The 23,840-nt window shown below is 33.4% G+C and carries 26 protein-coding genes; 17 read left to right on the top strand and 9 right to left on the bottom strand.

The annotated features are described in order from the left end of the window. Positions 1 to 113 precede the first annotated feature (113 nt). The 5 genes from FBFL15_RS15130 to rfbD all read left to right on the top strand — a co-directional run bounded on the left by FBFL15_RS15130 (position 114) and on the right by rfbD (position 5,215). Entirely contained in the window at positions 114 to 1,796 is a 1,683-nt protein-coding gene (locus FBFL15_RS15130) for a DUF6909 family protein (protein WP_014085380.1), read from the top strand. 9 nt (positions 1,797 to 1,805) lie between these two features. Next, complete coding sequence (locus tag FBFL15_RS15125) at positions 1,806 to 2,813, top strand: hypothetical protein (RefSeq protein ID WP_014085379.1); 1,008 nt, start codon at positions 1,806 to 1,808, stop codon at positions 2,811 to 2,813. Between the two features lie 112 nt (positions 2,814 to 2,925). Then, the gene (rfbA, locus tag FBFL15_RS15120) at positions 2,926 to 3,792 is read left to right on the top strand and encodes a glucose-1-phosphate thymidylyltransferase RfbA (protein WP_014085378.1); all 867 of its coding nucleotides are present in this window, start codon (positions 2,926 to 2,928) and stop codon (positions 3,790 to 3,792) included. A gap of 20 nt (positions 3,793 to 3,812) precedes the next feature. Next, entirely contained in the window at positions 3,813 to 4,364 is a 552-nt protein-coding gene (rfbC, locus tag FBFL15_RS15115) for a dTDP-4-dehydrorhamnose 3,5-epimerase (RefSeq protein WP_014085377.1), read from the top strand. Then, positions 4,358 to 5,215 (top strand): dTDP-4-dehydrorhamnose reductase, encoded by an 858-nt coding sequence (gene rfbD, locus FBFL15_RS15110; protein ID WP_014085376.1) that lies wholly within the window; start codon positions 4,358 to 4,360, stop codon positions 5,213 to 5,215. Before rfbC ends, rfbD begins: the two co-directional genes overlap by 7 nt. A gap of 243 nt (positions 5,216 to 5,458) precedes the next feature. Here rfbD and frr read toward each other — a convergent pair whose 3' ends face one another. The 7 genes from frr to FBFL15_RS15075 form a co-directional block, all read right to left on the bottom strand. Further along, positions 5,459 to 6,022, bottom strand: coding sequence for a ribosome recycling factor (frr, locus tag FBFL15_RS15105; protein WP_014085375.1), 564 nt, complete (start codon positions 6,020 to 6,022; stop codon positions 5,459 to 5,461). Between the two features lie 36 nt (positions 6,023 to 6,058). Next, positions 6,059 to 6,766: a UMP kinase gene (gene pyrH, locus FBFL15_RS15100; protein WP_014085374.1), complete on the bottom strand. Its 708-nt coding sequence runs from the start codon at positions 6,764 to 6,766 to the stop codon at positions 6,059 to 6,061. A 193-nt stretch (positions 6,767 to 6,959) separates the two neighbouring features. Beyond that, a complete protein-coding gene (locus tag FBFL15_RS15095; RefSeq protein WP_014085373.1) occupies positions 6,960 to 7,811 on the bottom strand; it encodes an OmpA/MotB family protein in 852 nt (283 codons plus the stop codon). Positions 7,812 to 8,064: 253 nt separating this feature from the next. Continuing rightward, a complete protein-coding gene (locus FBFL15_RS15090) occupies positions 8,065 to 8,412 on the bottom strand; it encodes a hypothetical protein (RefSeq protein WP_014085372.1) in 348 nt (115 codons plus the stop codon). Further along, complete coding sequence (locus tag FBFL15_RS15085; protein ID WP_014085371.1) at positions 8,409 to 9,251, bottom strand: TlpA family protein disulfide reductase; 843 nt, start codon at positions 9,249 to 9,251, stop codon at positions 8,409 to 8,411. Before FBFL15_RS15085 ends, FBFL15_RS15090 begins: the two co-directional genes overlap by 4 nt. Positions 9,252 to 9,307: 56 nt before the next feature. Continuing rightward, positions 9,308 to 9,565: a bacteriocin fulvocin C-related protein gene (locus tag FBFL15_RS17245; protein ID WP_014085370.1), complete on the bottom strand. Its 258-nt coding sequence runs from the start codon at positions 9,563 to 9,565 to the stop codon at positions 9,308 to 9,310. Then, positions 9,565 to 9,891, bottom strand: coding sequence for a hypothetical protein (locus tag FBFL15_RS15075; protein ID WP_014085369.1), 327 nt, complete (start codon positions 9,889 to 9,891; stop codon positions 9,565 to 9,567). Before FBFL15_RS15075 ends, FBFL15_RS17245 begins: the two co-directional genes overlap by 1 nt. Before the next feature lie 174 nt (positions 9,892 to 10,065). Between FBFL15_RS15075 and FBFL15_RS15950 the strand changes: the two genes are divergently transcribed. The 3 genes from FBFL15_RS15950 (at position 10,066) to FBFL15_RS15060 (ending at position 12,413) form a co-directional block, all read left to right on the top strand. After that, positions 10,066 to 10,431 carry a helix-turn-helix domain-containing protein gene (locus FBFL15_RS15950; RefSeq protein WP_014085368.1) on the top strand — a complete coding sequence of 122 codons (366 nt, stop codon included), beginning with the start codon at positions 10,066 to 10,068 and terminating at the stop codon, positions 10,429 to 10,431. Between the two features lie 132 nt (positions 10,432 to 10,563). After that, positions 10,564 to 10,914: a 50S ribosomal protein L19 gene (gene rplS / locus FBFL15_RS15065; RefSeq protein ID WP_014085367.1), complete on the top strand. Its 351-nt coding sequence runs from the start codon at positions 10,564 to 10,566 to the stop codon at positions 10,912 to 10,914. 275 nt (positions 10,915 to 11,189) lie between these two features. Continuing rightward, entirely contained in the window at positions 11,190 to 12,413 is a 1,224-nt protein-coding gene (locus tag FBFL15_RS15060) for an NADP-dependent isocitrate dehydrogenase (RefSeq protein ID WP_014085366.1), read from the top strand. 185 nt (positions 12,414 to 12,598) lie between these two features. Here FBFL15_RS15060 and FBFL15_RS15055 read toward each other — a convergent pair whose 3' ends face one another. After that, on the bottom strand, positions 12,599 to 13,207 hold the full coding sequence (locus FBFL15_RS15055) for a superoxide dismutase (protein WP_014085365.1): 609 nt from the start codon (positions 13,205 to 13,207) through the stop codon (positions 12,599 to 12,601). A 404-nt stretch (positions 13,208 to 13,611) separates the two neighbouring features. Here FBFL15_RS15055 and FBFL15_RS15050 point away from each other — a divergent pair, with 404 nt between their 5' ends. From FBFL15_RS15050 to dcm, 9 genes are all read left to right on the top strand, one after another. Further along, entirely contained in the window at positions 13,612 to 13,803 is a 192-nt protein-coding gene (locus FBFL15_RS15050) for a hypothetical protein (RefSeq protein WP_014085364.1), read from the top strand. A 9-nt stretch (positions 13,804 to 13,812) separates the two neighbouring features. Then, the gene (locus FBFL15_RS15045; RefSeq protein ID WP_014085363.1) at positions 13,813 to 14,115 is read left to right on the top strand and encodes a thioredoxin family protein; all 303 of its coding nucleotides are present in this window, start codon (positions 13,813 to 13,815) and stop codon (positions 14,113 to 14,115) included. A 273-nt stretch (positions 14,116 to 14,388) separates the two neighbouring features. After that, the gene (locus FBFL15_RS15040) at positions 14,389 to 14,703 is read left to right on the top strand and encodes a hypothetical protein (protein ID WP_133063066.1); all 315 of its coding nucleotides are present in this window, start codon (positions 14,389 to 14,391) and stop codon (positions 14,701 to 14,703) included. A gap of 59 nt (positions 14,704 to 14,762) precedes the next feature. Beyond that, a complete protein-coding gene (locus FBFL15_RS15035) occupies positions 14,763 to 16,367 on the top strand; it encodes a hypothetical protein (RefSeq protein WP_014085361.1) in 1,605 nt (534 codons plus the stop codon). 538 nt (positions 16,368 to 16,905) lie between these two features. Beyond that, on the top strand, positions 16,906 to 19,191 hold the full coding sequence (katG, locus tag FBFL15_RS15025; protein WP_014085360.1) for a catalase/peroxidase HPI: 2,286 nt from the start codon (positions 16,906 to 16,908) through the stop codon (positions 19,189 to 19,191). Positions 19,192 to 19,355: 164 nt separating this feature from the next. Next, positions 19,356 to 20,327 (top strand): Tll0287-like domain-containing protein, encoded by a 972-nt coding sequence (locus FBFL15_RS15020; RefSeq protein WP_014085359.1) that lies wholly within the window; start codon positions 19,356 to 19,358, stop codon positions 20,325 to 20,327. Beyond that, entirely contained in the window at positions 20,328 to 20,978 is a 651-nt protein-coding gene (locus FBFL15_RS15015) for a carbonic anhydrase (protein ID WP_014085358.1), read from the top strand. A gap of 37 nt (positions 20,979 to 21,015) precedes the next feature. Continuing rightward, positions 21,016 to 21,429: a methyltransferase family protein gene (locus FBFL15_RS15010; RefSeq protein ID WP_014085357.1), complete on the top strand. Its 414-nt coding sequence runs from the start codon at positions 21,016 to 21,018 to the stop codon at positions 21,427 to 21,429. A gap of 106 nt (positions 21,430 to 21,535) precedes the next feature. Next, positions 21,536 to 22,771: a DNA (cytosine-5-)-methyltransferase gene (gene dcm, locus FBFL15_RS15005; RefSeq protein ID WP_014085356.1), complete on the top strand. Its 1,236-nt coding sequence runs from the start codon at positions 21,536 to 21,538 to the stop codon at positions 22,769 to 22,771. Between the two features lie 289 nt (positions 22,772 to 23,060). On the opposite strand, the gene FBFL15_RS15000 is transcribed toward dcm, so the two are convergent. Further along, complete coding sequence (locus FBFL15_RS15000; RefSeq protein ID WP_014085355.1) at positions 23,061 to 23,825, bottom strand: Eco47II family restriction endonuclease; 765 nt, start codon at positions 23,823 to 23,825, stop codon at positions 23,061 to 23,063. Between the last annotated feature and the right edge of the window lie 15 nt (positions 23,826 to 23,840).

Below are 23,840 nucleotides of genomic sequence, written 5' to 3'. Positions count from 1 at the left end.
TTTTTTTGGTGAAAAACACAACTATTATTGCATTGTGTTTTGTTGGTTGTAACTACATTAAACTACAAAACGCAATAGTATATAAGAATTATTATAAATATAAATATCCATTTATGAACGAAACCAAAAACATTTCTCGCTCAAGGGCTCAAGAATCGTCGGCTGCAATTGAAAGATTATACATTACTATTCGACATTTATTTAATAGAGGTTTTTATAAACCCATGGGAGTTTCGGGCGAAACTTTAAAAGAAGCTTTGTTGTCCTTACGTCCAGAAATTTATGGTTCTATTGCCGACGAAAAAGTAGAGTTAAATGGTTTGTTGTATGTTATAGAACGTTTGCCCGTTGGGATAGAAGAATGTCGTTTTATCAATTTAACATCAGAAGAAGGGTATTCTAAATCGCATTTTCAACCCATAGTACCTCCAAAACGTCGCAGAAATTGCTATCGCATAGACGAAGAGCAAATGAATATCGTAATTACAAGGGGGCGATCGGATATTTATGATATTTTAACCCATTTAACCTTTATATTTATTGAATCGCACAAAATAAAAGACCGTATTTTATTGGACGAAAATAATAATGAAGTTACTAGAGATTGGCAAAAAATAGAACAAATTGTTATTCAAAATAAAAAATTAACTCAAATAGACAAGGAAAAAGCCATTTCACATTTGTCAAATATTTTGGGTAGAACATTTGAGGAGGTTTTGGATATTTATGATGATTTTGGTACGTTTGAAAAACCCAATCGTTTCCTACATATTATTTATTGGTTGGGCAAACTAGCCATAGAGGAATCTGTTGAAAACAATAAGCGAACCATTACTTTTAGTCCTATTTTAAGAGAACGTTTGGGGCATCATATTCATGGCGAAATTTGGGCCACAAACATCAAAAAAGTGTTAGAAGCCCATCAATTGTTGCAAAGACCTATACATATTATTAGTGCCAATATGCACTCGGTAATGAACTCCTTGTTTGCAACCTATGTACTTAAAACCAAATTTAAAGACAAGTCGGATTTTGATATTTTTGAAGAACTCAGTAAATCTGGTGCCAACGATGTTCGCAACAAGGTAACCGAATTTGCCTCAAAACATGGTATGATAGCAATACCAGACACATCGGGAACTAACATTGATGTACAAATTTTTGATACTGCCAAAATAGATTGGGCAAAATCAGCGTTTCCAAATGCCAAAACGGGCGAAAAAAAACCCGTGATTATAGTAATGGACTATGCTTTTGGAGAACAAGCCTATGAAACGATTGATGAATTATTGAAACCCTACAAGAAAGACATTTTTTTAAATGTCGAATCGGTTTCAATTATGGGCAAAGCTGGAATTTTAGAAGGTGGTAAAGGCGACATCATGATACCTACGGCACACGTAAACGAAGGTACGGCCGACAATTATCCTTTTGAAAACGAATTAACTCCCGAAATGTTTGACGGAAATGATATTCCTGTTTTTGCAGGGCCCATGATAACCGTTTTAGGAACCTCGTTGCAAAACCGAGATTTGTTGAAATTTTTTCATGAATCCACCTGGAAAGCCATCGGACTAGAAATGGAAGGCTCTTATTATCAAAAAGCCATTCAATCAGCATCAAGAATTAGAAAAAGCATTCATCCAAATGTAAAAGTAAGGTATGCTTATTATGCATCGGACAACCCTTTAGAAACGGGAAGTACGCTGGCATCTGGCGGACTTGGAACAACAGGTGTAAAACCAACCTATTTGATCACTATCAAAATATTGGAACAAATTTTCAATATCAATTAATATTTTAAAATGAATACAAACTCAAATTCAACAACCGATCAAGATATAGATTTATCAGTTTTAACTGATAAAGTGAAATCATTTTTTGGTAACATTGCCTTTTCTTTGTTCAAATGTATATTGTTTTTAAAAAACAATAGTCGTGTTTTTGCCTTTTTAATAATAGGTGGAGGCATTTTGGGCTATACAATAGACCATTTTTCCAAATCATACAGACACGAACTCATCGTTACGCCTTATTATGGTAGTGTTGATTATTTGTACACCAAAATAGATTATTTGCAAACTAAAATCAATCAAAACGATCAAGCTTTTTTTAAATCAATAGGTGTACAAGAGGCTGAAAATGTAAATGAAATCGAAGTAGAACCAATAATTGATTTGTACAATTTTATTAATAATGGCACAGCCGGCAATAAAGATGAAAATTCGCAAAATTTTGAAATGATCAAGTTACTTGCCGAAGAAAGCGACATTAATAAAGTGATAAAAGAAAAACTGACCAGCAAAAATTACAACAGACATTTGATTACCATTTCGACCAAAAAAGTAGTTTCTGAAAAAAATACCATAACGCCATTGTTATTGTATTTGAATAATGATGCTTATTTGAATAAAATCCGAGCAATTTATACGGCCAATGTAAAAGATAAAATTCAAAAAAACGAAGAGGTTATCAAACAAATAGATGGTTTGCTCAACAGTTTTGCTGCCACATCAAATAGTACGCAACAAAACAACAAGCTGGTATATTATAATGAAAACACCCAGCTCAACGAATTAATTGCTACTAAAAACGGCTTAATTAGAGATATTGGATTACAAAAAATAGAATTGATTAATTTAGATTATTTTATAAAAGCCACAAGTACCGTGGTTAATTTGAAAAACACATCAAAGATATACCAGAAAAAAACAATCTTATTGCCAATAATATTTGTAATTGGCTATATACTGTATAGTTTTTTAAGTTTATTTTATAAAAAACAAGCCGCAAAATTAAACCCTGTTTCATAATATAAAACCAATCAACCCAAAAATGTAATTATCAACATCGTCAGTTTTTGCAAAGTTTAAAACGCTGTTTGGATAATTGCAGAATAACCAATAAAAATAAAAACTTACAAATATGAAAGGAATCATTTTAGCAGGAGGCTCTGGCACAAGGCTACACCCCCTCACGATTGCTGTAAGCAAGCAGTTGATGCCCATTTATGATAAACCAATGATTTATTATCCACTTTCAACGCTGATTTGTGCGGGGATTAGAGAAATACTTATAATATCTACGCCACACGATTTGCCTTTATTTAAAAAATTGTTGGGCGATGGTCAAAAATATGGTTGCCGATTTGAATACGAGGTACAAGAACATCCTAACGGGTTGGCCGAAGCCTTCATTATTGGCAAAAAATTTATTGGCAATGATAAAGTAGCTTTAATATTGGGAGATAATATTTTTTATGGTTCCGGATTGGGAAGACTTTTGCAAAACAACAACAATCCAGACGGAGGCATCATTTATGCCTACCATGTTCATGATCCTGAAAGGTACGGAGTTGTAGATTTTGATAACAACGGAAAGGTGCTGTCTATTGAGGAAAAACCTGCTGTTCCAAAATCCAATTATGCCGTTCCAGGCATCTATTTTTATGATAATGACGTAGTGGCTATTGCCGAAAATATACAGCCAAGCCACCGAGGCGAAATTGAAATAACCGACGTAAACAAAGAATACTTGAAAAGAGGCAAACTTAAAGTGAGTATTTTAGACAGAGGAACGGCTTGGTTTGATACGGGCACTTTTGCCTCGCTAATGCAAGCCGCCCAATTTGTTCAAGTGATAGAAGAAAGACAAGGACTCAAAATAGGATCTATAGAAGAGGCCGTGTATCGTATGGGTTTTATAGACAAACAACAACTGGAAGCCTTGGCAGCTCCACTATTGAAAAGTGGTTATGGCACGCAATTAATGGAAATAGCAAAAGAATCATAATCGATTAGCAACAAAAAAACATGAATTTTATACCAACAAAATTAGAAGGGTGCTATATTTTAGAACCCCAAATATATCAAGACGAAAGAGGCTATTTTATGGAAAGTTATAACCAACAAACTTTTCAGGCGGGCATCAATCAAGACATAAAATTTGTTCAAGACAATCAATCATTTTCATCAAAAGGAGTTTTGAGGGGGATGCACTATCAAACGGGTATTCACGCTCAAGCCAAGCTTGTTCGAGTGTTGCAGGGCGAGGTGTTGGATGTAGCGGTAGATATTAGGCCAGAATCTAAAACTTTTGGGCAATATGTTTCGGTTTTATTATCGGGCGACAATCAAAAGCAGTTTTTTATCCCACGTGGTTTTGCACATGGTTTTTTAGTTGTAAGCGAAACGGCCACATTTTTTTACAAATGCGATAATTTTTACAATAAAGAATCTGAAGGAGGCCTTATTTTTAACGACCCAACAATTCAAATCGATTGGGAATTTCCAACAAGCGATTTGATTATTTCTGATAAAGATAAAATTTTGCCAACCCTTGAAAATGCTCGAAAAATATGGTAGTACTTGTAACGGGTGCCAATGGACAACTAGGACAATCTATAGCTCATTTGTCTGTTAGATATGCACAAATTGACTTTGTTTTTTGTGATTCAAAACAAATGAATATCACCGATTTTGAAGCTGTAAAAGCGGTTTTCAAATCAGTAAATCCAGATGTTTGTATCAATACAGCGGCCTATACGGCAGTAGATAAGGCCGAATCCGACCAGGAAAATGCCATCAAAATTAATGTCAAAGGAGCACAAAATCTAGCATTGGTATGCAAAGAGTTTCACACTAAATTGATTCATGTTTCTACTGATTTTGTTTTTGACGGACAGCATCAAAAACCTTATACCGAAATAGATATTCCAAAACCAACAGGCGTTTATGGACAAACCAAGCTCGATGGCGAACTGGCTATTGCGGCTGTTTTTAGTCAGTATTATATTGTTAGAACTTCGTGGGTATATTCGCAATTTGGCAATAATTTCATGAAAACCATGCTCCGTTTGGGTGCCGAACGGGATACTTTGTCGGTTGTAGAGGATCAAATTGGAACACCTACTCATGCCCTAGATTTGGCCGATGCCCTAATTCAAATGGCTCTTTATACCGATCAAAATAATGAGTTCCCACAATATGGAATTTACCATTTTAGTAACGAAGGGCAGTGCAGTTGGTTTGATTTTGCTCAAAAAATATTTGAAATCCATCAAATGTCAATTGATGTGAAACCCATCCCAACACAAAGTTACCCAACACCCGCAAAACGTCCTGCTTATAGTGTTTTGGACAAAACAAAAATCAAAACAGTATTAGGAATTACTATAAAAAACTGGGACGATAGACTTAAAGAAACCATTTTATAAAATTGTCACAATAAAAAAATCCGCAATTGCTGCGGATTTTTTTTATCTTATGTATAAATGGAACTAATACCAAATATACATATAAAATAGTTCCGTAGCCCAGCTATGCAACGATTTTTTTTGAAAATTTTTTCTAAAAAATAACTACGCATCTTGGGACTATTTTATAACTATATTTGGTATTAAAAATGATAGTATTTTATTTTTTAAAAATATAAAAAATTACTGCTTTTTTTAGTTGAACTAAACTTTCATGATTTCGGCATCTTTTATAGCCAATACATCATCAATTTTTTTAATATAAGCATTAGTAAGTTGTTGCACCTGATCTTCGGCAACTTTACAAACATCTTCAGAAGTACCTTCTTTTTCCAGTTTTTTAATATCGGTATTAGCATCTTTTCGAGCATTTCTTATACCAATTTTAGCATCCTCGGCTTCTGATTTGGCTTGTTTGGCCAAGTCTCTTCTACGCTCTTCAGTAAGTGGTGGCACACTAATAATCACAACATCGCCATTATTCATGGGATTGAAACCCAAATTGGCAATCAAAATGGCCTTTTCTATGGTTTGCAACATCTTTTTTTCATAAGGCTGAATGGTAATCGTTCGTGCATCGGGCACATTAATGTTGGCTACTTGAGACAAAGGTGTTTGAGCACCATAATAATCAACAAAAACACCGCCCAACATGGCTGGCGAAGCCTTGCCTGCTCTAATGTTTAGAAACTCTTTTTCTAAATGAGCCAAAGTGCCTTCCATGGATTCTTTTGTACTATCTAAAATAAAATCTATTTCTTCTGTCATTTTATATGCTATTTTATATTTTTCTGCAGTTTGTTTTTATATATTCACAATAGTTCCAATATTTTCGCCTTCGCAAATTTTCAATAAATTTCCTTTCTTGTTCATATCAAAAACTACAATAGGCAATTTATTTTCTTGACTTAAAGTAAAAGCGGTGGTATCCATAACATTTAAACCTTTTTTCAAAACGTCTTCAAACGAAATATAATCAAATTTTATGGCCGACTTGTCTTTTTCAGGATCTGCAGTATATACGCCATCTACTCGTGTACCTTTTAAAATAACATCGGCATTTACTTCAACCCCTCGCAATACAGCAGCCGTATCTGTTGTAAAATAAGGGTTGCCCGTGCCCGCACCAAAAATTACAATCCGACCTTTTTCTAAATGTCTAACGGCTCTTCGTTTGATGTATGGTTCGGCAATGGCTTCAATTTTTAGGGCTGTTTGTAGTCTGGTAAGCATGCCTCTATCTTCTAACGCACCCTGAAGTGCCATTCCATTTATTATGGTGGCCAACATTCCCATATAATCGCCCTGAACCCTGTCCATACCTGAACTAACTCCCGAAACCCCTCTAAAAATATTGCCTCCACCAATAACAATGGCTATTTCTACTCCTTTATCATGTATTTGTTTGATTTCTTCGGCATATTCGGCTAATTTTGATGGGTCTATACCATATTGCAAATCACCCATTAAGGCTTCGCCGCTCAATTTTAAGAGTATTCTTTTGTATTTCATGGTGTGTATCTTGATGGTGCAAATATAATAATATTCTTTTTTTATTATAAAAAAAATGTACCTAAAAATTTGACAACAACAAATAGTCTAATTCCAATATATTTGGTATAAATTTTTACAAAAAAAAAACTGCTCTGTTTTAGAGCAGTTTGCATTTTTTTTGGATAATATTTTGGAAAAGCTTTTGCAAAAACTATTGCTGTTTTTTCATTTCTTTTTCAATCATATCATAAAACTCGTCAATTTTTGGCAATACCACAATACGAGTTCTACGGTTTATGGAGCGGTTTTCGGCAGTATCATTGGCTTTTAGTGGGATAAACTCACTACGTCCTGCGGCAATCAATTGAGCTGGATTTACTTTCAAATCTTTGGTCAAAACCCTGATGATAGCAGTAGATCGTTTAACACTCAAGTCCCAATTGTCCAATAATAGAGCATTGCCAGAAAAAGGTACGTTGTCTGTATGACCTTCTACCATACACTCAAAAGTAGGTTTGTCATTAATTACTTTGGCTACTTTGCCCAGAATTTCTTTGGCCCTGTCGCTCACATTATAGCTGCCACTTTTAAACATCAACTTGTCTGAAATGGATATAAAAACCACTCCTTTTTCTACGTTTACTTCGATATCTGGATCAGAAATTCCCACAGAACTTTTCAAGCTCGTTACCAAAGCCAAAGTAACACTGTCTTTTTTAGTAAGAGCGTCTTGCATCCTGCTGATTTTCAAATCTTTCTCTTTGATAGTTTCCAAGGCTTTTTCAATATTCTGAGCCCCTTTTGTAGATAAGGTCGTCATATTGCCCATGTTGTTTATCAAATCGGTATTGTTTTTTTTCAGGTTATCGTTTTGCTCTCTCAAGCTGGTAAGCGTAGCATTCAAACCTGATTTGTCCTCTAAACACGAATTTAATTTTACGGTTGCGGTGTTCAACAAGTCCTGAATTTCTTTGTTTTTGGTTTCAAGTTCCGCATATTTCTTTTTAGATACACACGAAGTCATCATTGCAAGGGCCGAAAGGCAAATAAAAATTTTTTTCATTTCAGTAAATTTAGTTTATAGCTATGCGAAGCAACAAATCATTAAAAATGTTGCCAAAATATCATATAAGGCATCTTGCAAAAATACATTTTTTTATAAACTGAAATGCTTTTTGAATCGTTAATTTTTTGTGAAAAATATAAACAAGGGGTTTATTGAAATTCATTAACACCATATAAAATTTCTTTTAATTTGATGCAGCTTGCTCATCTTTTAATGATATGATAATACTTTCGGATAGTTTATATTCACCTTATTTAAATATTTCTTTGTTAGATAACATTATTTCATACGAATAAACACCTTTTTGTATATCAAATATACATTCTTTTCCATCTTTTTGAATTACCAATTCTTTTCTAATAGCATTACCATCTTCGTCTTTGCCACTAAGCGTAAAAATGACTTTATCGGACAATTTGTTTTTTATGCAAACAGATTCAATTAATTTTGAACTTAATTTTGCTTCTGTTTTAGTATTTTTTATTATAGCTAATCCGTTTATTATCACCTCACCGCTTTTTAATATTTTTTCAAAATCAGATTGAGAAAATGAAAAAATAGGAGAAATTAATAAAATAATTAAAATTTTATTTTTCATTCCTTTAATAGTTTATTTATTTCAGATTCTGCACTGAAAATTAATGTGTTTTTTTCTGTTTCAAACACTCCATCATATCTGATTTTACCATCTTTAATTATTATCATATTTGGAAAAGTATTGAAATGTAGTTTGTTTTCAATCTCACTCGATGATTGTGCGTATACTTTTTTAAATTTATAACCAATACTATCCAAAATTTTTATTGTAGTGTTAAATTTATCTCGTTTTAACGGAAAATTGACGGCATAAATTTCTATTCGATTATTTGTTTTATACTTATTATGCAATTCTTCTAAATCTGAAAATTTTTTAAAACAAATACCACAAGTAGTTGACCAAAAGTCAAGCACGATAATTTTATCCTTTTTTAAATCAATTCTTTTTTTATTATGGTCAAGTAATGTTATCGCTGGAAAATCAATATTTTTTTCCCCATCTTTGTTTGATACAAAAATAAAAATTGTATTAAAAAGATAGTTTGAAATAAAATAAAATAAAATTAAAGATATAGGAATGATTATGATTTGCTTTTTTTTTAAATAAGCATAAGCTAGTAAAGAACTTACGGGAATAAAAATTAAATATTGTAAAGTTCTTGAAAAATCATTGAAAAAAAAACCAGTTAAAGTAAACAAAAGTAGTATTGGTGCAATTAAAAAAATACAATTAACATAATTTGGTATTTTAAAATTTCTAAAAAAATAAATTGTTATAAAAAATACTGATAAAAGTGTTAATAATATAATTAATATATGATCTCCGTCAGTGATAACACCAAACAATATATATAATAAAATTAATGCAATGCCTATTAAAATAATTTTTGTTTTATTCATAATATGTATTTAATAACAGGTTATCAAAAAAAAATTGAAAACCTGTTTAATTTAATCTATAGACATAATATGCATTGATTACAAGATTGCATCCATAAAAAACCGCAGCCACTAGTTGAAGGATTACAGTTTGTTCCAGTATGACCTTCGAATCCTATACACCTTCTACAAGAACAATTTCCTCTTGCAACTACAGAAGTACCTGCATCTATAAATAAATTTAGATTTGATAAATCTTTAATAATAGATTCAGGAACTTCTTTAGTATCAATAAATCTACCATTATATTTGTAATCTTCTAAAGTCTCAAACATCAGTCCAAAATCTCTCTTTGGTGTAATTTTAGCAAGATTAACAATATTTTGCAAAAAAACATCAGATTGTTTACTCTCAACTCCTTGTTCAACACCATTTTTAATTTTTGATATAAAATTTTATGTTCACTAGATAAACTTAATGATAATAATTGGTCTAATTTTTCAAGCCATAATTTCTTCTGTTCACCTTCTGATAATTTGTTGAAAGCAATAACGGCTTCTTTATGTGTTTTGCTTCTTAAAAATTCAGTTCTCAAATTTTGTGCATTCCCCATAACACTAAACATAACTGTGGCTATTAAGCCAAATAAAATTTTTTTCATGATTGTAAAGTTTTACGCCCAGTTATAAAACTTGGTCAAGTTAATAAAAAGTTTTTAGTTTAACAAAGTTTTTTCTCGAGATATTTTGTTGAGGCAAACTTATTACAAAAAAATTAAAAAAAATTTTGATTTTCGGTTTATTTATATATATTTACATACAATATATTTCGATTTATGGAAGGTAACACACTAGAAACCATTGAAAAATTTTTAAAAAAGATTAGAGAAACTAGAAAAACAAAGGGTTTTTCCCATGAAAATATGGCTATGGAGCTGGATATGAGCCCTTCGGCTTACAATAAACTAGAAAGGTGCGAAACTACCCTGTCTTTAGAACGATTGTTAAAGATAAAAGAGGTTTTGAATTTGCCTCTTACCGAACTATTTGAGCTTATAACAGGCCACACCTTTAACCAGGATTTGAAAGACCAATCTATTGGCAATGTCAATAATTTGTATCACACTACAAACGAAAAATTTATAGCCTCGTTGCAAGACGAAATAATCTATTTGAGGGCACAGCTCGATAAAAAACAGTAACCTTTAAATAATTTTGACACTTATTTATTTGTATAAGTCTGGATTAAACAGTATCTTTGCACCCAAATATTGGACCAACCTCTGGCGAAACCCGTGAATGTTGAGCTGATAAAACATTAAAATACTAAAAAAATGGCAGATTTATTGAAATTCGTACAAGACGAATTTGTTACTAAAAAAGATTTTCCAGTGTTTGGAGCTGGAGACACGATCACCGTGTATTATGAAATTAAAGAGGGTGAAAAAACAAGAACACAGTTTTTTAAAGGTGTTGTAATTCAAAGAAGAGGTTCTGGACACACAGAAACTTTTACGATTCGCAAAATGTCTGGAGCAATAGGAGTGGAGCGTATTTTTCCAATCAATTTGCCAGCGTTGCAAAAAATTGAAATCAACAAAAAAGGTGCTGTTCGTAGAGCAAGAATTTTCTATTTTAGAAACCTTACGGGTAAAAAAGCTAAAATTAAAGATAAAAGAAGATAAACGCTGTTTACTATCGAAAATAGGAAGCGTTATGCCACAAACAAACACAACACTTCCAAAAGCGATATTGATAACAAATAAAGCCTCAACATTGTTGAGGTTTTTTTTTGATATTTTTTAAAAACAATTTTTATAGAATTGATAATTAAGGGATTGTATTTTAAGAAATTCACAATTCAAACGATATAGTGAGCCAAATCATTATTTTTTCAATAAAATTATTTATCTTTGTCCACTAAAAAAATTAAAAAATAAACCAAAAAAGAAACAAAAATATGGCAAAAATTAAAGTAGCCCATCCTGTGGTAGAATTGGATGGCGATGAAATGACAAGAATTATTTGGGCTTTTATCAAAGAAAAATTAATCTTACCTTATTTAGATTTAGATATTAAATATTATGACTTGGGTATAGAAAGCCGTGAAGCTACTAAAGACCAAGTAACTATTGACTCTGCCGAGGCCATAAAAAAATACAATGTAGGAATAAAATGTGCCACTATTACCCCAGACGAAGAGCGAGTAAAAGAATTTGGACTTTCAAAAATGTGGAAATCGCCAAATGGTACAATTCGTAACATTGTGGGAGGTACAGTATTTCGTGAGCCTATTATTATGAGCAACGTTCCAAGATACGTTCAAGGTTGGACAAAACCTATCGTTATTGGTCGTCATGCTTTTGGCGATCAGTACAAAGCTACAGATGTTGTTGTAAAAGGAAAAGGCAAACTAACAATGACTTTTGTACCAGAAAATGGCGAAACCCAATCATGGGAAGTATATGATTTTGAGGGCGATGGTGTGGCCATGTCTATGTACAACACAGACGAAAGCATTTATGGATTTGCACACTCTTCGTTTCAAATGGCTTTGACCAAAAAATGGCCTTTGTATTTATCCACAAAAAATACAATATTGAAAGCTTATGATGGAAGATTCAAAGATATTTTTGAAGAAGTATATCAAACAACATACAAAGCTGATTTTGAGGCCAATGGCATGATATACGAGCACCGTTTGATAGACGATATGGTGGCTTCTTGTATGAAATGGAACGGAGGATTTGTATGGGCTTGTAAAAATTATGATGGCGATGTGCAGTCGGATACGGTTGCTCAAGGTTTTGGATCGTTGGGTCTTATGACATCTGTTTTGGTAACACCAGATGGTAAAACCGTAGAGGCCGAAGCAGCTCATGGAACAGTAACCCGTCATTATAGAATGCACCAACAAGGCAAAGCTACTTCTACAAATCCAATTGCTTCTATTTTTGCATGGACAAGAGGTTTGGAGCATAGAGGCAAATTAGATGACAATCAGGCACTTATAGATTTTTGTACTACACTAGAACAAGTTTGTATAGACACTGTTGAAAGTGGTAAAATGACAAAAGACCTTGCAATGCTTGTAAAACCAGAAGGACTTACAGAGGCTGACTACCTAACAACGGAAGGATTTTTGGAAGCCATCAAAACAAATTTGGATGCTAAACTAGCATAAATATTTTTTATAAAAGGTTAAAAAAAACCGTTTTCTTTATTGAAAACGGTTTTTTATTTATATCAAACACTCCTATAAAAGAGGCTAATCTATGGGTTCTTTTTTGCTAAAATGAGTCAAAAAAAATAGATCCGTACCCTTGCTAAGCAACCATTTTTTTGGCAATTTTATAAAAGAGTTTGGTATTATTTTTCTAAAGCAAAACGTCGAGCAACTTCGACCCAATTGATTACATTAAAAAAAGCTTCGATATAATCAGGGCGACGGTTTTGATAGTTCAAATAATAAGCATGTTCCCATACATCCATACCCAAAATAGGAGTACCGCCACAACCTACGCCAGGCATAAGGGTATTGTCTTGATTAGGTGTACCACATACGTCTAATTTGCCCCCTTTGTGTACACAAAGCCAAGCCCATCCAGACCCAAATTGTGTAGCACCTGCCTTTGCAAACTTGGCTTTAAACTCTTCAAAAGTTCCAAAATCTCTTTCAATAGCGGCTAACAAATCACCTGTTGGCAATCCCCCACCGTTTGGCGACATTACTGTCCAAAACAAGTTGTGGTTATAAAAACCACCTCCATTGTTGCGAACCGCTGCATTGTTTTTGTCTAAATTGATTAAAATATTTTCTATCGTTTTGCCTTCCAAATCTGTTCCCGCAATGGCTGCATTTAAGTTGGTGGTATAAGCATTATGATGTTTAGAATGGTGAATTTCCATTGTGCGTGCATCAATGTGTGGCTCAAGCGCATCATACGCATAAGGTAATTGAGGTAATTCAAATGCCATAATTAATTGTTTTTAGGTTTATTAAATTTTATTCAAAATTAAGCAATATTATTTGGAATCAAAATACAGTTGAGATAAAATTATGATAAAATTAGCAATTGTGTTGTAGTACAATATAATACACAGGTTTTTTGTTAAAAAAATAGTTTTTTGATATAGCAAGAAACAGCATTACATAAAACATTTAACACAACAAAATCAAGAGGAACAGATACTGCATCGTGAAACAAATCCAAAAAAATAACCTATTTTGTATGCCTTTGTGATAATTGTTACACATCATAAGGAGGTACTATGCTAACTTTACCAATTTTCAGACAACATTTTTTAATGATTGCTTCACACCCTGAACAACATCATTATAGGTGTTTGCATCATTAACTAAGAAATAATTTTTTATCAAAATGAAAAAACTAATTTTCAGCAATTGGCATTTTATGCGTTGGGTACGTTTGGTAGCTGGTTTGGCTATGGCATACCATGCTATTAGTACGGAGGCGTATTTTTTCTTATTTTTTGCAGGTTTTTTTTTAATACAAGCACTATTTGATATAGGCTGTGGTGCTAATGGCTGTAGTGTACCAAAATCGAAATAATACAAGTTTATGGAAGAACAAATCAAACAACTCATCGAAAATAGGGATGCTATTTTGATCAATTTCAAGGCGGCAACCTGCGATCCATGCGAAATGATTACACCAACGCTTCAGCAAGTAAAAAAGGCTATTGGACAACGTGTAGCGGTATATACCGTGGATATTGATGAGGTACCTCATTTGGCTACTCAATACCATATCCATTCTTTGCCTATGTTAGTTTTGTTTTTTGAAGGAGAAAAAGTGTGGCAATCTACGGCTGTATTGTCTAAAGAAGCCATAATCAAAAAAGTGATAGATTATACACATTAAGCGAAGGTTCATTAAAAGACCGTGTTTGTATTAGGGATAGTAGTAGAAATCCTTTAGAAGCCAGCCCCCAAAAGAGGAGTTGTATTGCACGAATATAGTTTCTGAATGTGGTAATCAAAAAAGATTATTTCACAATATTATATTTCTTTTGGAGTTCAATGAACGTTGTTTGCAACGGATAGCCCGACCCTTGGGCAACGCCCAAAAAAGTTATTTGTTGATAACATGTTGTTTTTTTTGTGTGTGGTGTATCATTAAACGGATATTTGATTTATGAAAATTAGAATTTTCTTGTTACTATTTTACGTAATGACTTTGACAACTTTGCCGTCTGTTCGAGCTATCAAGTTATGGATGGGCCATTCGTGCGAAAAAATGGAGCTAGACAAACCAGATTGTGAAAAAAGTAAATTTATTATGAGTTTACAATTTAATCCGATGCAAATTATAAATGAATTCTTTTTTCATTCTATTTCTTTTTATGATTTACACAATACACCTACGAAAAAATCGTATTACGAAACCCTTTTTATTCAAAAATACCAACATAATATTTGGCATCCACCTAAATTTTTCATTCCATCATGACGTTTAATTTATTAAAATTCGTATAATAAAATACGATTTAACTTATTATTTATTTTAAAATGAAAAAAATTGCTCAATTGCTTTTGGTGCTATTTTGTTTGAGTACAAAGGCACAAACTACTTTTAATTATGATGTAGTTTTAACTCCAATTTCTGTTCCAAATTTACCAGGATTGCATTCGTATGCCTTTGGTCAAGACAATGGAAAATGGTTGATTATCGGTGGAAGAAAAGACGGAATTCATGCTCGTCAACCCTTTAATGCCTTTCCAAATGCACAAAATAATACGACTATTTATGTGGTTGATGTGGCAACCCATCAAGTTTGGACGGCTTCTGTAACTGCTTTATCCACAGGACTTAAAGAACAATTACAAGCTACAAATTTTAATTTTTATCAAGACGAAGACACGTTGTATATTTCGGGTGGCTATGCTTTTTCGGCAACGGCAAATGATCATAAAACGTTTGCCAATTTAACAGCGGTTGATGTTCCCAATTTGATAGCTGCCATAGTTGCAGGCACTTCAATTACGCCTTATTTTAAACAAATTACCCATTCAAATTTTGCGATAACAGGAGGGCAACTGGGTAAAATGGGTTCCACATTTTATTTGATAGGAGGGCATCAATTTGACGGCAGATATAATCCAATGAATAATCCTACTTTTACACAAACTTATTCCAATCAAATACGAAAATTTTCTATCAATAATTCGGGAAACAGTTTGAGTTTTTCCAATTATGAAACGGTAACCGATGGGGTTCATTTGCACCGAAGAGATTATAATTTGGTACCACAAGTGTTTCCAGATGGAACATTGGGCTATACGATTTCATCAGGCGTTTTTCAAGTGTCATTTGATTTGCCGTTTTTATATCCTGTTGATATTAAAGTAGATGGATATTATCCACAGACCAATTTCAATCAATATTTGAGTCATTATCATTCGGGGAAAGTGGGTTTATATAATGCGACTTCCAATGAAATGCACAATTTATTTTTTGGAGGTATGAGTCAATATTATTATAACGGAAGCACCTTGATTCAAGATGATAATGTGCCTTTTGTGAAAACAATAAGTCGTGTGAGTAGAAATGCTTCAGGAGCCTTATTTGAGTATAAATTACCTATTGAAATGCCAAATTTAAAAGGTTCAGGAGCTGAATTTATACCGAATAAAAACATACCTCATTATAGCAATGAAGTGATACAATTGGCCGCAATTTCGGAAAATGAATTTGTAATTGGTCATATCTATGGAGGCATATTAAGTAGTTCCATTTCTGCCTTTACCGACAATCAAACCTCGAACACCTCCGCAGACCCAACGGTTTATGAAGTGAAATTAGTAAAAAATGAAACTTTGAGCACTGCAGCTATTGATGGGAAAAATCCGTTTGAAGTTCGGTTTTCACCAAATCCAACCACAAAAGATACGATTCAATTGGGATTTGATATGCCCTACGCTGCCACAGTGAATTATATGATCACTACAATAGACGGGAAAGTAGTTGAGGAAGGCGAAATAGAATCGATTCAGGCAGGAAAAACGGCAATGAATTTTAGCCTTGCAAAAGCGAAAAATGCCAATATGGTTGTGGTTACTTTTATATTTGATGGAAAATTTTATGTTTCGGAGAAGATAATCAAAGTAAATTAACCATAAAAAAAGGCTGATATTTATTTATCAGCCTTTTTTTTTAATTATACCAAATATATTTATAAAATAGTCCAAAGATGCGGAGTTATTTTTTAGAAAAAATTTTCAATAAAAATCGTTGCATAGCTGGACTACGGAACTTTTTTTTACTCATTTTAGCAAAAAAGAACCAATAGATTGGGCTATTTGATATGTATATTTGGTATTATGTCAAATGTAAACATATTTTATGTCTAAAATTTTAATGTTGTGTAACAAAATCAAAAATAAATTAATATTTTTTGAATTTCAAGTGGTTTTAGTCGTCATTTTAGGTCAACTTTTTTTTGATAAGAAAACAAATCAAAAAGCCTTTCATTTCAATCACTTGGCATTCCATGATAAACTAGCTATTGGAAAAAATTATTATTAAAAATGATTCAAAATACAGAAATTATAATTAAAAACTATTACTATATCATGATAAACATTGTATCTGATGTGTTAAGCAAGGGTTTAAATACTACCTTTGTCTTATCTAATATTAATACAATAAAGCATGAAAAAAGTAATTCTATTAACAACTTTATCAGTTGCCTCGTTAGGTATGGCACAACAAACAGGAAAATGTCCTGTAACAGGAATGTCTGGAACTTCAGAAAAAGAGGGAGCTGGCCATGAAAAGCATGTTGCTTCGGATGGTAAGGGTATTACTCATTCCAAGAGTAACAAAGAATGGTGGCCCAACCAATTGAATTTGGATGTATTGCGTCAAAATTCTAGTTTGTCCAATCCAATGGGTGCAGAGTTTGATTATGCAAAAGAATTTCAAACATTGGATTACAACGCTTTAAAGAAAGACTTGCAAGACTTGATGACACAATCTAATGATATGTGGCCTGCCGATTTTGGAAATTATGGCCCTTTATTTATTAGAATGGCTTGGCACAGTGCCGGAACCTATCGTTCTGGAGACGGACGTGGCGGGTCTAGAGCTGGACAGCAGCGTTTTGCCCCTTTAAATAGCTGGCCAGACAACGTAAACTTGGATAAAGCCAGAAGATTGTTATGGCCAATTAAACAAAAATACGGAAGCAAAATTTCATGGGCAGATTTAATGATTCTTACAGGAAATGTAGCGTTAGAATCAATGGGTTTCAAAACGTATGGTTTTGCTGGAGGTAGAGTAGATGTTTGGGAACCAGAATCTAATGTATATTGGGGTTCTGAAAACAAATGGTTGGATCATGCAAGAAGCCTTGACGGGGATTTAGAAGATCCGTTGGCTGCAACTCAAATGGGATTGATTTATGTAAACCCAGAAGGGCCTGCAGGAAATCCAGATCCGCTTTTGGCTGCCAAAGACATCAGAGAAACATTTGGAAGAATGGGAATGAATGATGAAGAAACTACCGCTTTGAATGCAGGTGGCCATACATTTGGTAAAACACACGGTAAAGGCCCTGCAAGTAATGTGGGCGCAGATCCAGAAGCTGCGGGTATAGAAGAGCAAGGTTTAGGATGGAAAAGTGCCTACAAATCTGGTAAGGGTACAGATGCCATTTCGTCTGGATTAGAAGTTACTTGGACCGCAACACCAACACAATGGAACTTTGGATTTTTCAAAATATTATATGATAATGAATGGGAATTAACCAAAAGCCCCGCTGGTGCTCACCAATGGGTAGCTAAAAACGGAAAAGCTATCATTCCTGATGCTTTTGACAAATCACAAAAACATTTACCTACTATGCTAACAACGGATTTATCGTTTCGATTTGATCCTGAATATGCAAAAATATCAAAACGTTTTTATGATAACCCAAAAGAATTTGAAACAGCATTTGCCAAAGCATGGTTCAAATTAACGCACCGTGATATGGGGCCAAAAACTACTTACTTAGGGCCAGAAGCTCCAAAAGATGATTTAATTTGGCAAGACCCAATTCCTGCATTGAATCATGAAGTAGTAAACAATAATGACATCAAAGCCTTAAAAGCAGCAATTGCAAAATCTGGTTTAACAGTAAGCGAAATGGTTGCAACAGCTTGGGCATCTGCATCAACATACCGTGGGTCTGACAGAAGAGGAGGCGCAAATGGAGCAAGAATCCGATTGGAACCACAAGTAAACTGGGCTGCAAACAACCCAAAACAACTTGCAAAAGTGTTAGCAAGTCTTGAAAAAATACAGAAAAATTTTAACACAAAAAGTGCTATTAAAAAAGTATCTATGGCCGATTTAATTGTATTGGCTGGAGTTTATGGAGTCGAAACAGCTGCTAAAAATGCAGGATATACAGTTCATGTACCTTTTACAGCAGGAAGAATGGATGCCACCCAAGAGCAAACAGACGTACAAGGTATGGCAGTTTTGGAGCCAACAGCTGATGGTTTCCGTAACTATTTAAAAACCAAATATACCGTTGCAACAGAGGCATTATTGGTTGATAAAGCACAATTATTAACTTTAACTGCGCCAGAAATGACCGTTTTAGTGGGTGGTTTACGTGCAATGAACGCTAATTTTGATGGTGCTAAACATGGCGTTTTCACTAAAGAAAAAGATAAATTAACCAATGATTTTTTTACTAATTTATTGGATATCAATACCACTTGGACTGCTATTGATGACTCAAAAGAGGTTTTTGAAGGAAAAGACAGAACAACTGGTGCTGCAAAATGGTCAGCTACTCGTGCCGACTTAATTTTTGGTTCAAATTCAGAGTTACGTGCATTGGCTGAAGTATATGGAAGCAACGATGCAAAAGCAAAATTTGTAAACGATTTTGTTGCCGCTTGGAACAAAGTCATGATGCTTGATTTTTTTACAGCAAAAAAATAATAAAACCCATTAAATACCAAAAGCCGCCTCCGTTATGAGGCGGCTTTTTTATGAATTGCAAATTTAAAATCTATCTCAAATCAAAATTAACAATAGGTTTGTAACATAAGTCACAGGTTGCAGTTGTGTATCTTCCTACTTTTGTACTATTAAATACAAACAACATGAAGTATATAATAATTTTGATAAGTTCAATATTTATGTTTGGATGTCAAGAAAAAAAAGCACAATCAAACCAAAACCTTTCTGAAAAAAAAGTTGTCCTAACCCATCACGAAGGCAAACAATTAATGGAAACCCACTGTTACACTTGCCACAGTCCGAAGGCAGCAGCGACAGCAGGCAGAATTGCACCTCCGATGATTGCAGTAAAAGAGCATTATTTAAAAGTGGCAAACAATGAAAAAGATTTTATAGCTTTGATACAAAATTTTGTGCAAAATCCAACAACAGATAAAGTTCACTTGAAAGGAGCTTTTGATCGATTTGGGCTAATGCCAAAGCAAGCATATCCTGAAGCAAGCATAGAAAAAATAGCTGATTTTATGTATGATTACCAAATAGAAGCACCAGAATGGTTCAAAGCCCACTGGGAAGCCCATGGCAATAAAAACTGGACACAATCAGGAAATATATATCAGGAAGCGTCTGCCCATAAAACTTTAGATAATATTGGGTTAGACTATGCGCTTGAAACCAAAAAAATATTAGGTAAAAACCTTATGGGAACTATTCAAAAAAAAGGAACATTGCAAGCACTAGCTTTTTGTAACCATCATGCAATACCATTAACAGATAGTATGGCAACAAAATACAATGCCGTAATCAAAAGAGTATCAGATAAAAATAGAAATCCAAACAACAAGGCTAATGCAGAGGAACAAAAGTACATCGAAAAATTTAAAGCTGATATGATTGCCAAAAAAGAAATGAAACCCGTAATTATTGAAAGAGGAAAGCAAGTACAGTTTTATTATCCAATAGAAACCAATATGATGTGCTTGCAATGTCATGGAAAACAAATAAAGCCTGAAGTGGGCAATCAAATTAAAAAATTATACCCAAAGGACTTGGCCGTGGGCTATGTAGAAAACAATATAAGGGGGTTATGGAGTATAACATTTAAAAAACAATAAATGAAAAAAGTAGTAATATTATTTGTAAGTTTGATACTATTGAATAGTTGTCAAAACGAAGCTGCGGACAAATCCAGAAAAGAAACAGGTTATGAAAAATTGATGAATGGAAACAAAAGATTTATCGAAGGACAATCGCTCAACATCCACCATGATTTAAAAGCCGTTACCAATAGTAGTAAAAAACAACATCCCTTTGCAGTGGTGCTTACTTGTTCAGACAGTAGGGTTGATCCAGATATTATTTTTGATCAAGGAATAGGGGATTTATTTGTTGTCAAAAATGCAGGAAATGTGATTTCTGATATAGATTTTGGCACAATAGAATATGCCGTCGAACATTTGAATGTAAAACTCATTGTGGTTATGGGACACACCGATTGTGGTGCTGTCAAAGCTTTTGTGAGCGATAAAAACAAATGTTTCAAAAAACACCACACCCATATTGACGACATTTTGAGTTCCATAGACCATGAAAAGGAAATAAAAGCAATTCCAAAAATAAGCGACAATTATTTGAATAGTTGTATCAAAGCCAATACCTTGCATGCAGCAATCTCGTTAAGCAAAGACGAGTTGATTAAAGAACACCACGTTCAGGTAGTTCAGTTGTTGTATGATGTCAAAAACGGAAAAGTTACCCCATTATAGACACCTTCTTTTGAAAAAAACAACCAAAGATTATCTAATGGTAAGCATACAGTTCCTCTTGTTTGGATTGTATGCTTTTGATGTTTTGCCCCATTTTAAAGCCCCTAAAACACTGATTGATATGGGGTTGATACTAACTGTTTTCGGAGTTTTAGTTGTATTGATGGCCGTTTTGCAATTGAACACGAGTTTAACCATATTTCCTACCCCAAAAAGCCATTCGACCTTGTTGTCCAAGGGAGTTTTCAAGTATTCCCGACACCCTATTTATAGCGGTATTTTGATGTTGACAGTTGGAAATGCCATCTCGCAAACATCATATTATAAATTGATTATCAGCGAATTACTTGTTGTGTTGTTTTATTTCAAATCACAATATGAAGAGCAACAACTAGCTAAAAAATTTCCAGAATACCAAGACTATCAAAAAAAAGTGAGAAGGTTTTTTTGAGAAATTCCGCAATAAAAATATGACTTATTTTATTAAAAATAGTTTTGGTAATTTACATTCTTTAATCTAAATTTGTAACCCTTGAATAAGGTTAAACAATTTGGTTATGAATGAATATATGACGCTTTCAGAAACATCTGACTATATAGGTAAAAGTAAAGAAACATTAAGACGTTGGGATAAAGAAGGAAAGCTAACAGCAGTTCGGGAACCCATGAGCAATTATAGGGTATATAGAAAATCAGACGTGGATACTTTGTTTGCTAATTTTTTGGATGAAAACAATCAAGAAACAGTTTCTAATTTTGTAGAACCACATCATGAATATACTGTGCTCGAACTTTTTGCAGGAGCGGGAGGTTTAGCCATTGGAATGGAAAAGGCTGGCTTAAAATGTGTTGCCTTGAATGAAATGGATAAATGGGCTTGTCAAACATTAAGAAAGAATCGTCCAAATTGGAACGTTTTAGAAGGTGATATCAATTCTTTTAGTTTCACCGAATATGAAAACAAAGTGGATATTGTAACTGGTGGTTTTCCTTGTCAAGCCTTTAGTTATGCTGGAAAAAAATTAGGACTAGCAGACGCAAGAGGTACTTTGTTTTATGAATTTGCTAGAGCGGTAAAAGAAGTAAATCCTCCCATTTGTATAGGCGAAAATGTTCGTGGATTATTAAGCCATGAAAACGGAAAAACCTTGCAAGGCATGATTTCTATTCTGGACGAAATTGGATACAACGTAGTTCCTGTTCAAGTTTTGAAAGCGATAAATTTTAATGTTCCACAAAAAAGAGAACGATTGATTTTAGTTGGAATTAGAAAAGATATTGACATAAAATACGAATATCCAACACCCTACAAGAAAATTTACAATTTAAAAGATGCCTTGAAAAAAGGAGAATTATTTGATTGTGATGTACCAAAATCAGAAGGTTCAAAATATCCAAAAAGCAAAATAGAAGTTTTGGATTTGGTTCCGCCAAAAGGCTATTGGCGGGATTTACCATTAGAGATTCAAAAAGAATTTATGGGAGGAAGTTTTCATCTTGGCGGAGGCAAAACGGGCATTGCCAGACGTATTGGTTGGGACGAACCTTGTTTGACTTTAACTTGTAGTCCAGCTCAAAAGCAAACCGAAAGATGCCACCCAGAAGAAACAAGACCGTTTACCGTTAGAGAATATGCCAGAATACAAACTTTTCCCGATGATTGGGAATTTGAAGGCTCTGTGGCACAGCAGTATAAGCAGATAGGAAATGCCGTTCCAGTGAATCTAGGAAAAGAAGTAGGTTATTCAATTGTTAAATTTTTGAATAGTTATTATAATTTAATGAAAAAATAAAGTATGAAAAATGAAATCTCAGGCGTAATCAAAATAGGTCAATTGAAAAGAATTCAACAAGTTTTACATGAAAATTGGAAAGATGACAATCGATTTGAAAACATTAACTGGCAAAAAAAATAGATTTTGTTAAAAAAGGAAGGGGTAATTTAATCCCTGTCTATATTACTGTTGATTTTATAATTGAAAATCCTATCCATCAATTGCAACATTTCGGTTTGAATTCTAATATTATTCAGGTTAAGAAAAACATTGAACTTATTTTAAAATATTTGCTTTTACAAGAAAATTATAACTGATCAAACCCTAAATAATAACTATAATTTTCAAAGGTAATTTGATCTAAAATGGTTCTTTTTGAAATTTCTGTTTCTATTTTAATTTCCTCTAAAGCCGAGTTTTCTTTTTCTGTTGCTATTTTTTCAATGGATTCTAAATAATCATTAATTGCAATTGGTAAGCTTTTATACAATTGAAAAAGAGCATCTTTTTGACCTGAAAGTAATGCGTAAAATTGGTCGCCTGAAATTTTATAAACCCTACTATGTCCGTATTCTTTTCCGTTTATATCTCCTTTCCAAAGTTCACAAAAACTTGTTTTTGCTAAAACTTGTACCCAATAACATTTAGATTTTTTATAATCATCCGCATATCTAGATAGCTTTTGAAATAGTGCTTCGGCAGAACTACTATTCATAGTATTGTGTTTGTTTTTAATATCTGCAAACAAACTATTATCCGTTGCCTTAATATCAAAACCACTCAAATTGCCCACTTCAAAACCAGCAATTCCGCCTAATATTTGTTCGTGAAATGTACCTATTGAATTGTTGATGGATTTGTCAATTTGTCTCAATATTTCTGCCCGAATCAAGCTTTCTTCGTCAATAGCATTGAATTTAGCATCAAAAGTTAATTTAATAGTATCTACTTTATTGGAATAAAAATGCTTTTTTGTAACGTTATTTTTGGCTTTCAAATAAGCGATATGTAAATTGGCTACACACTTTAAAAAATGATCATCAGAAACAAAATCGACATATTTGTTTTTCATGTGGCTGTTTTTTAG

This window comes from Flavobacterium branchiophilum FL-15 (assembly GCF_000253275.1).
GTDB lineage: Bacteria > Bacteroidota > Bacteroidia > Flavobacteriales > Flavobacteriaceae > Flavobacterium > Flavobacterium branchiophilum.
The sequence above is the reverse complement of the archived record's forward strand: the minus strand, read 5'-3'. Positions and strand labels throughout refer to the sequence as shown.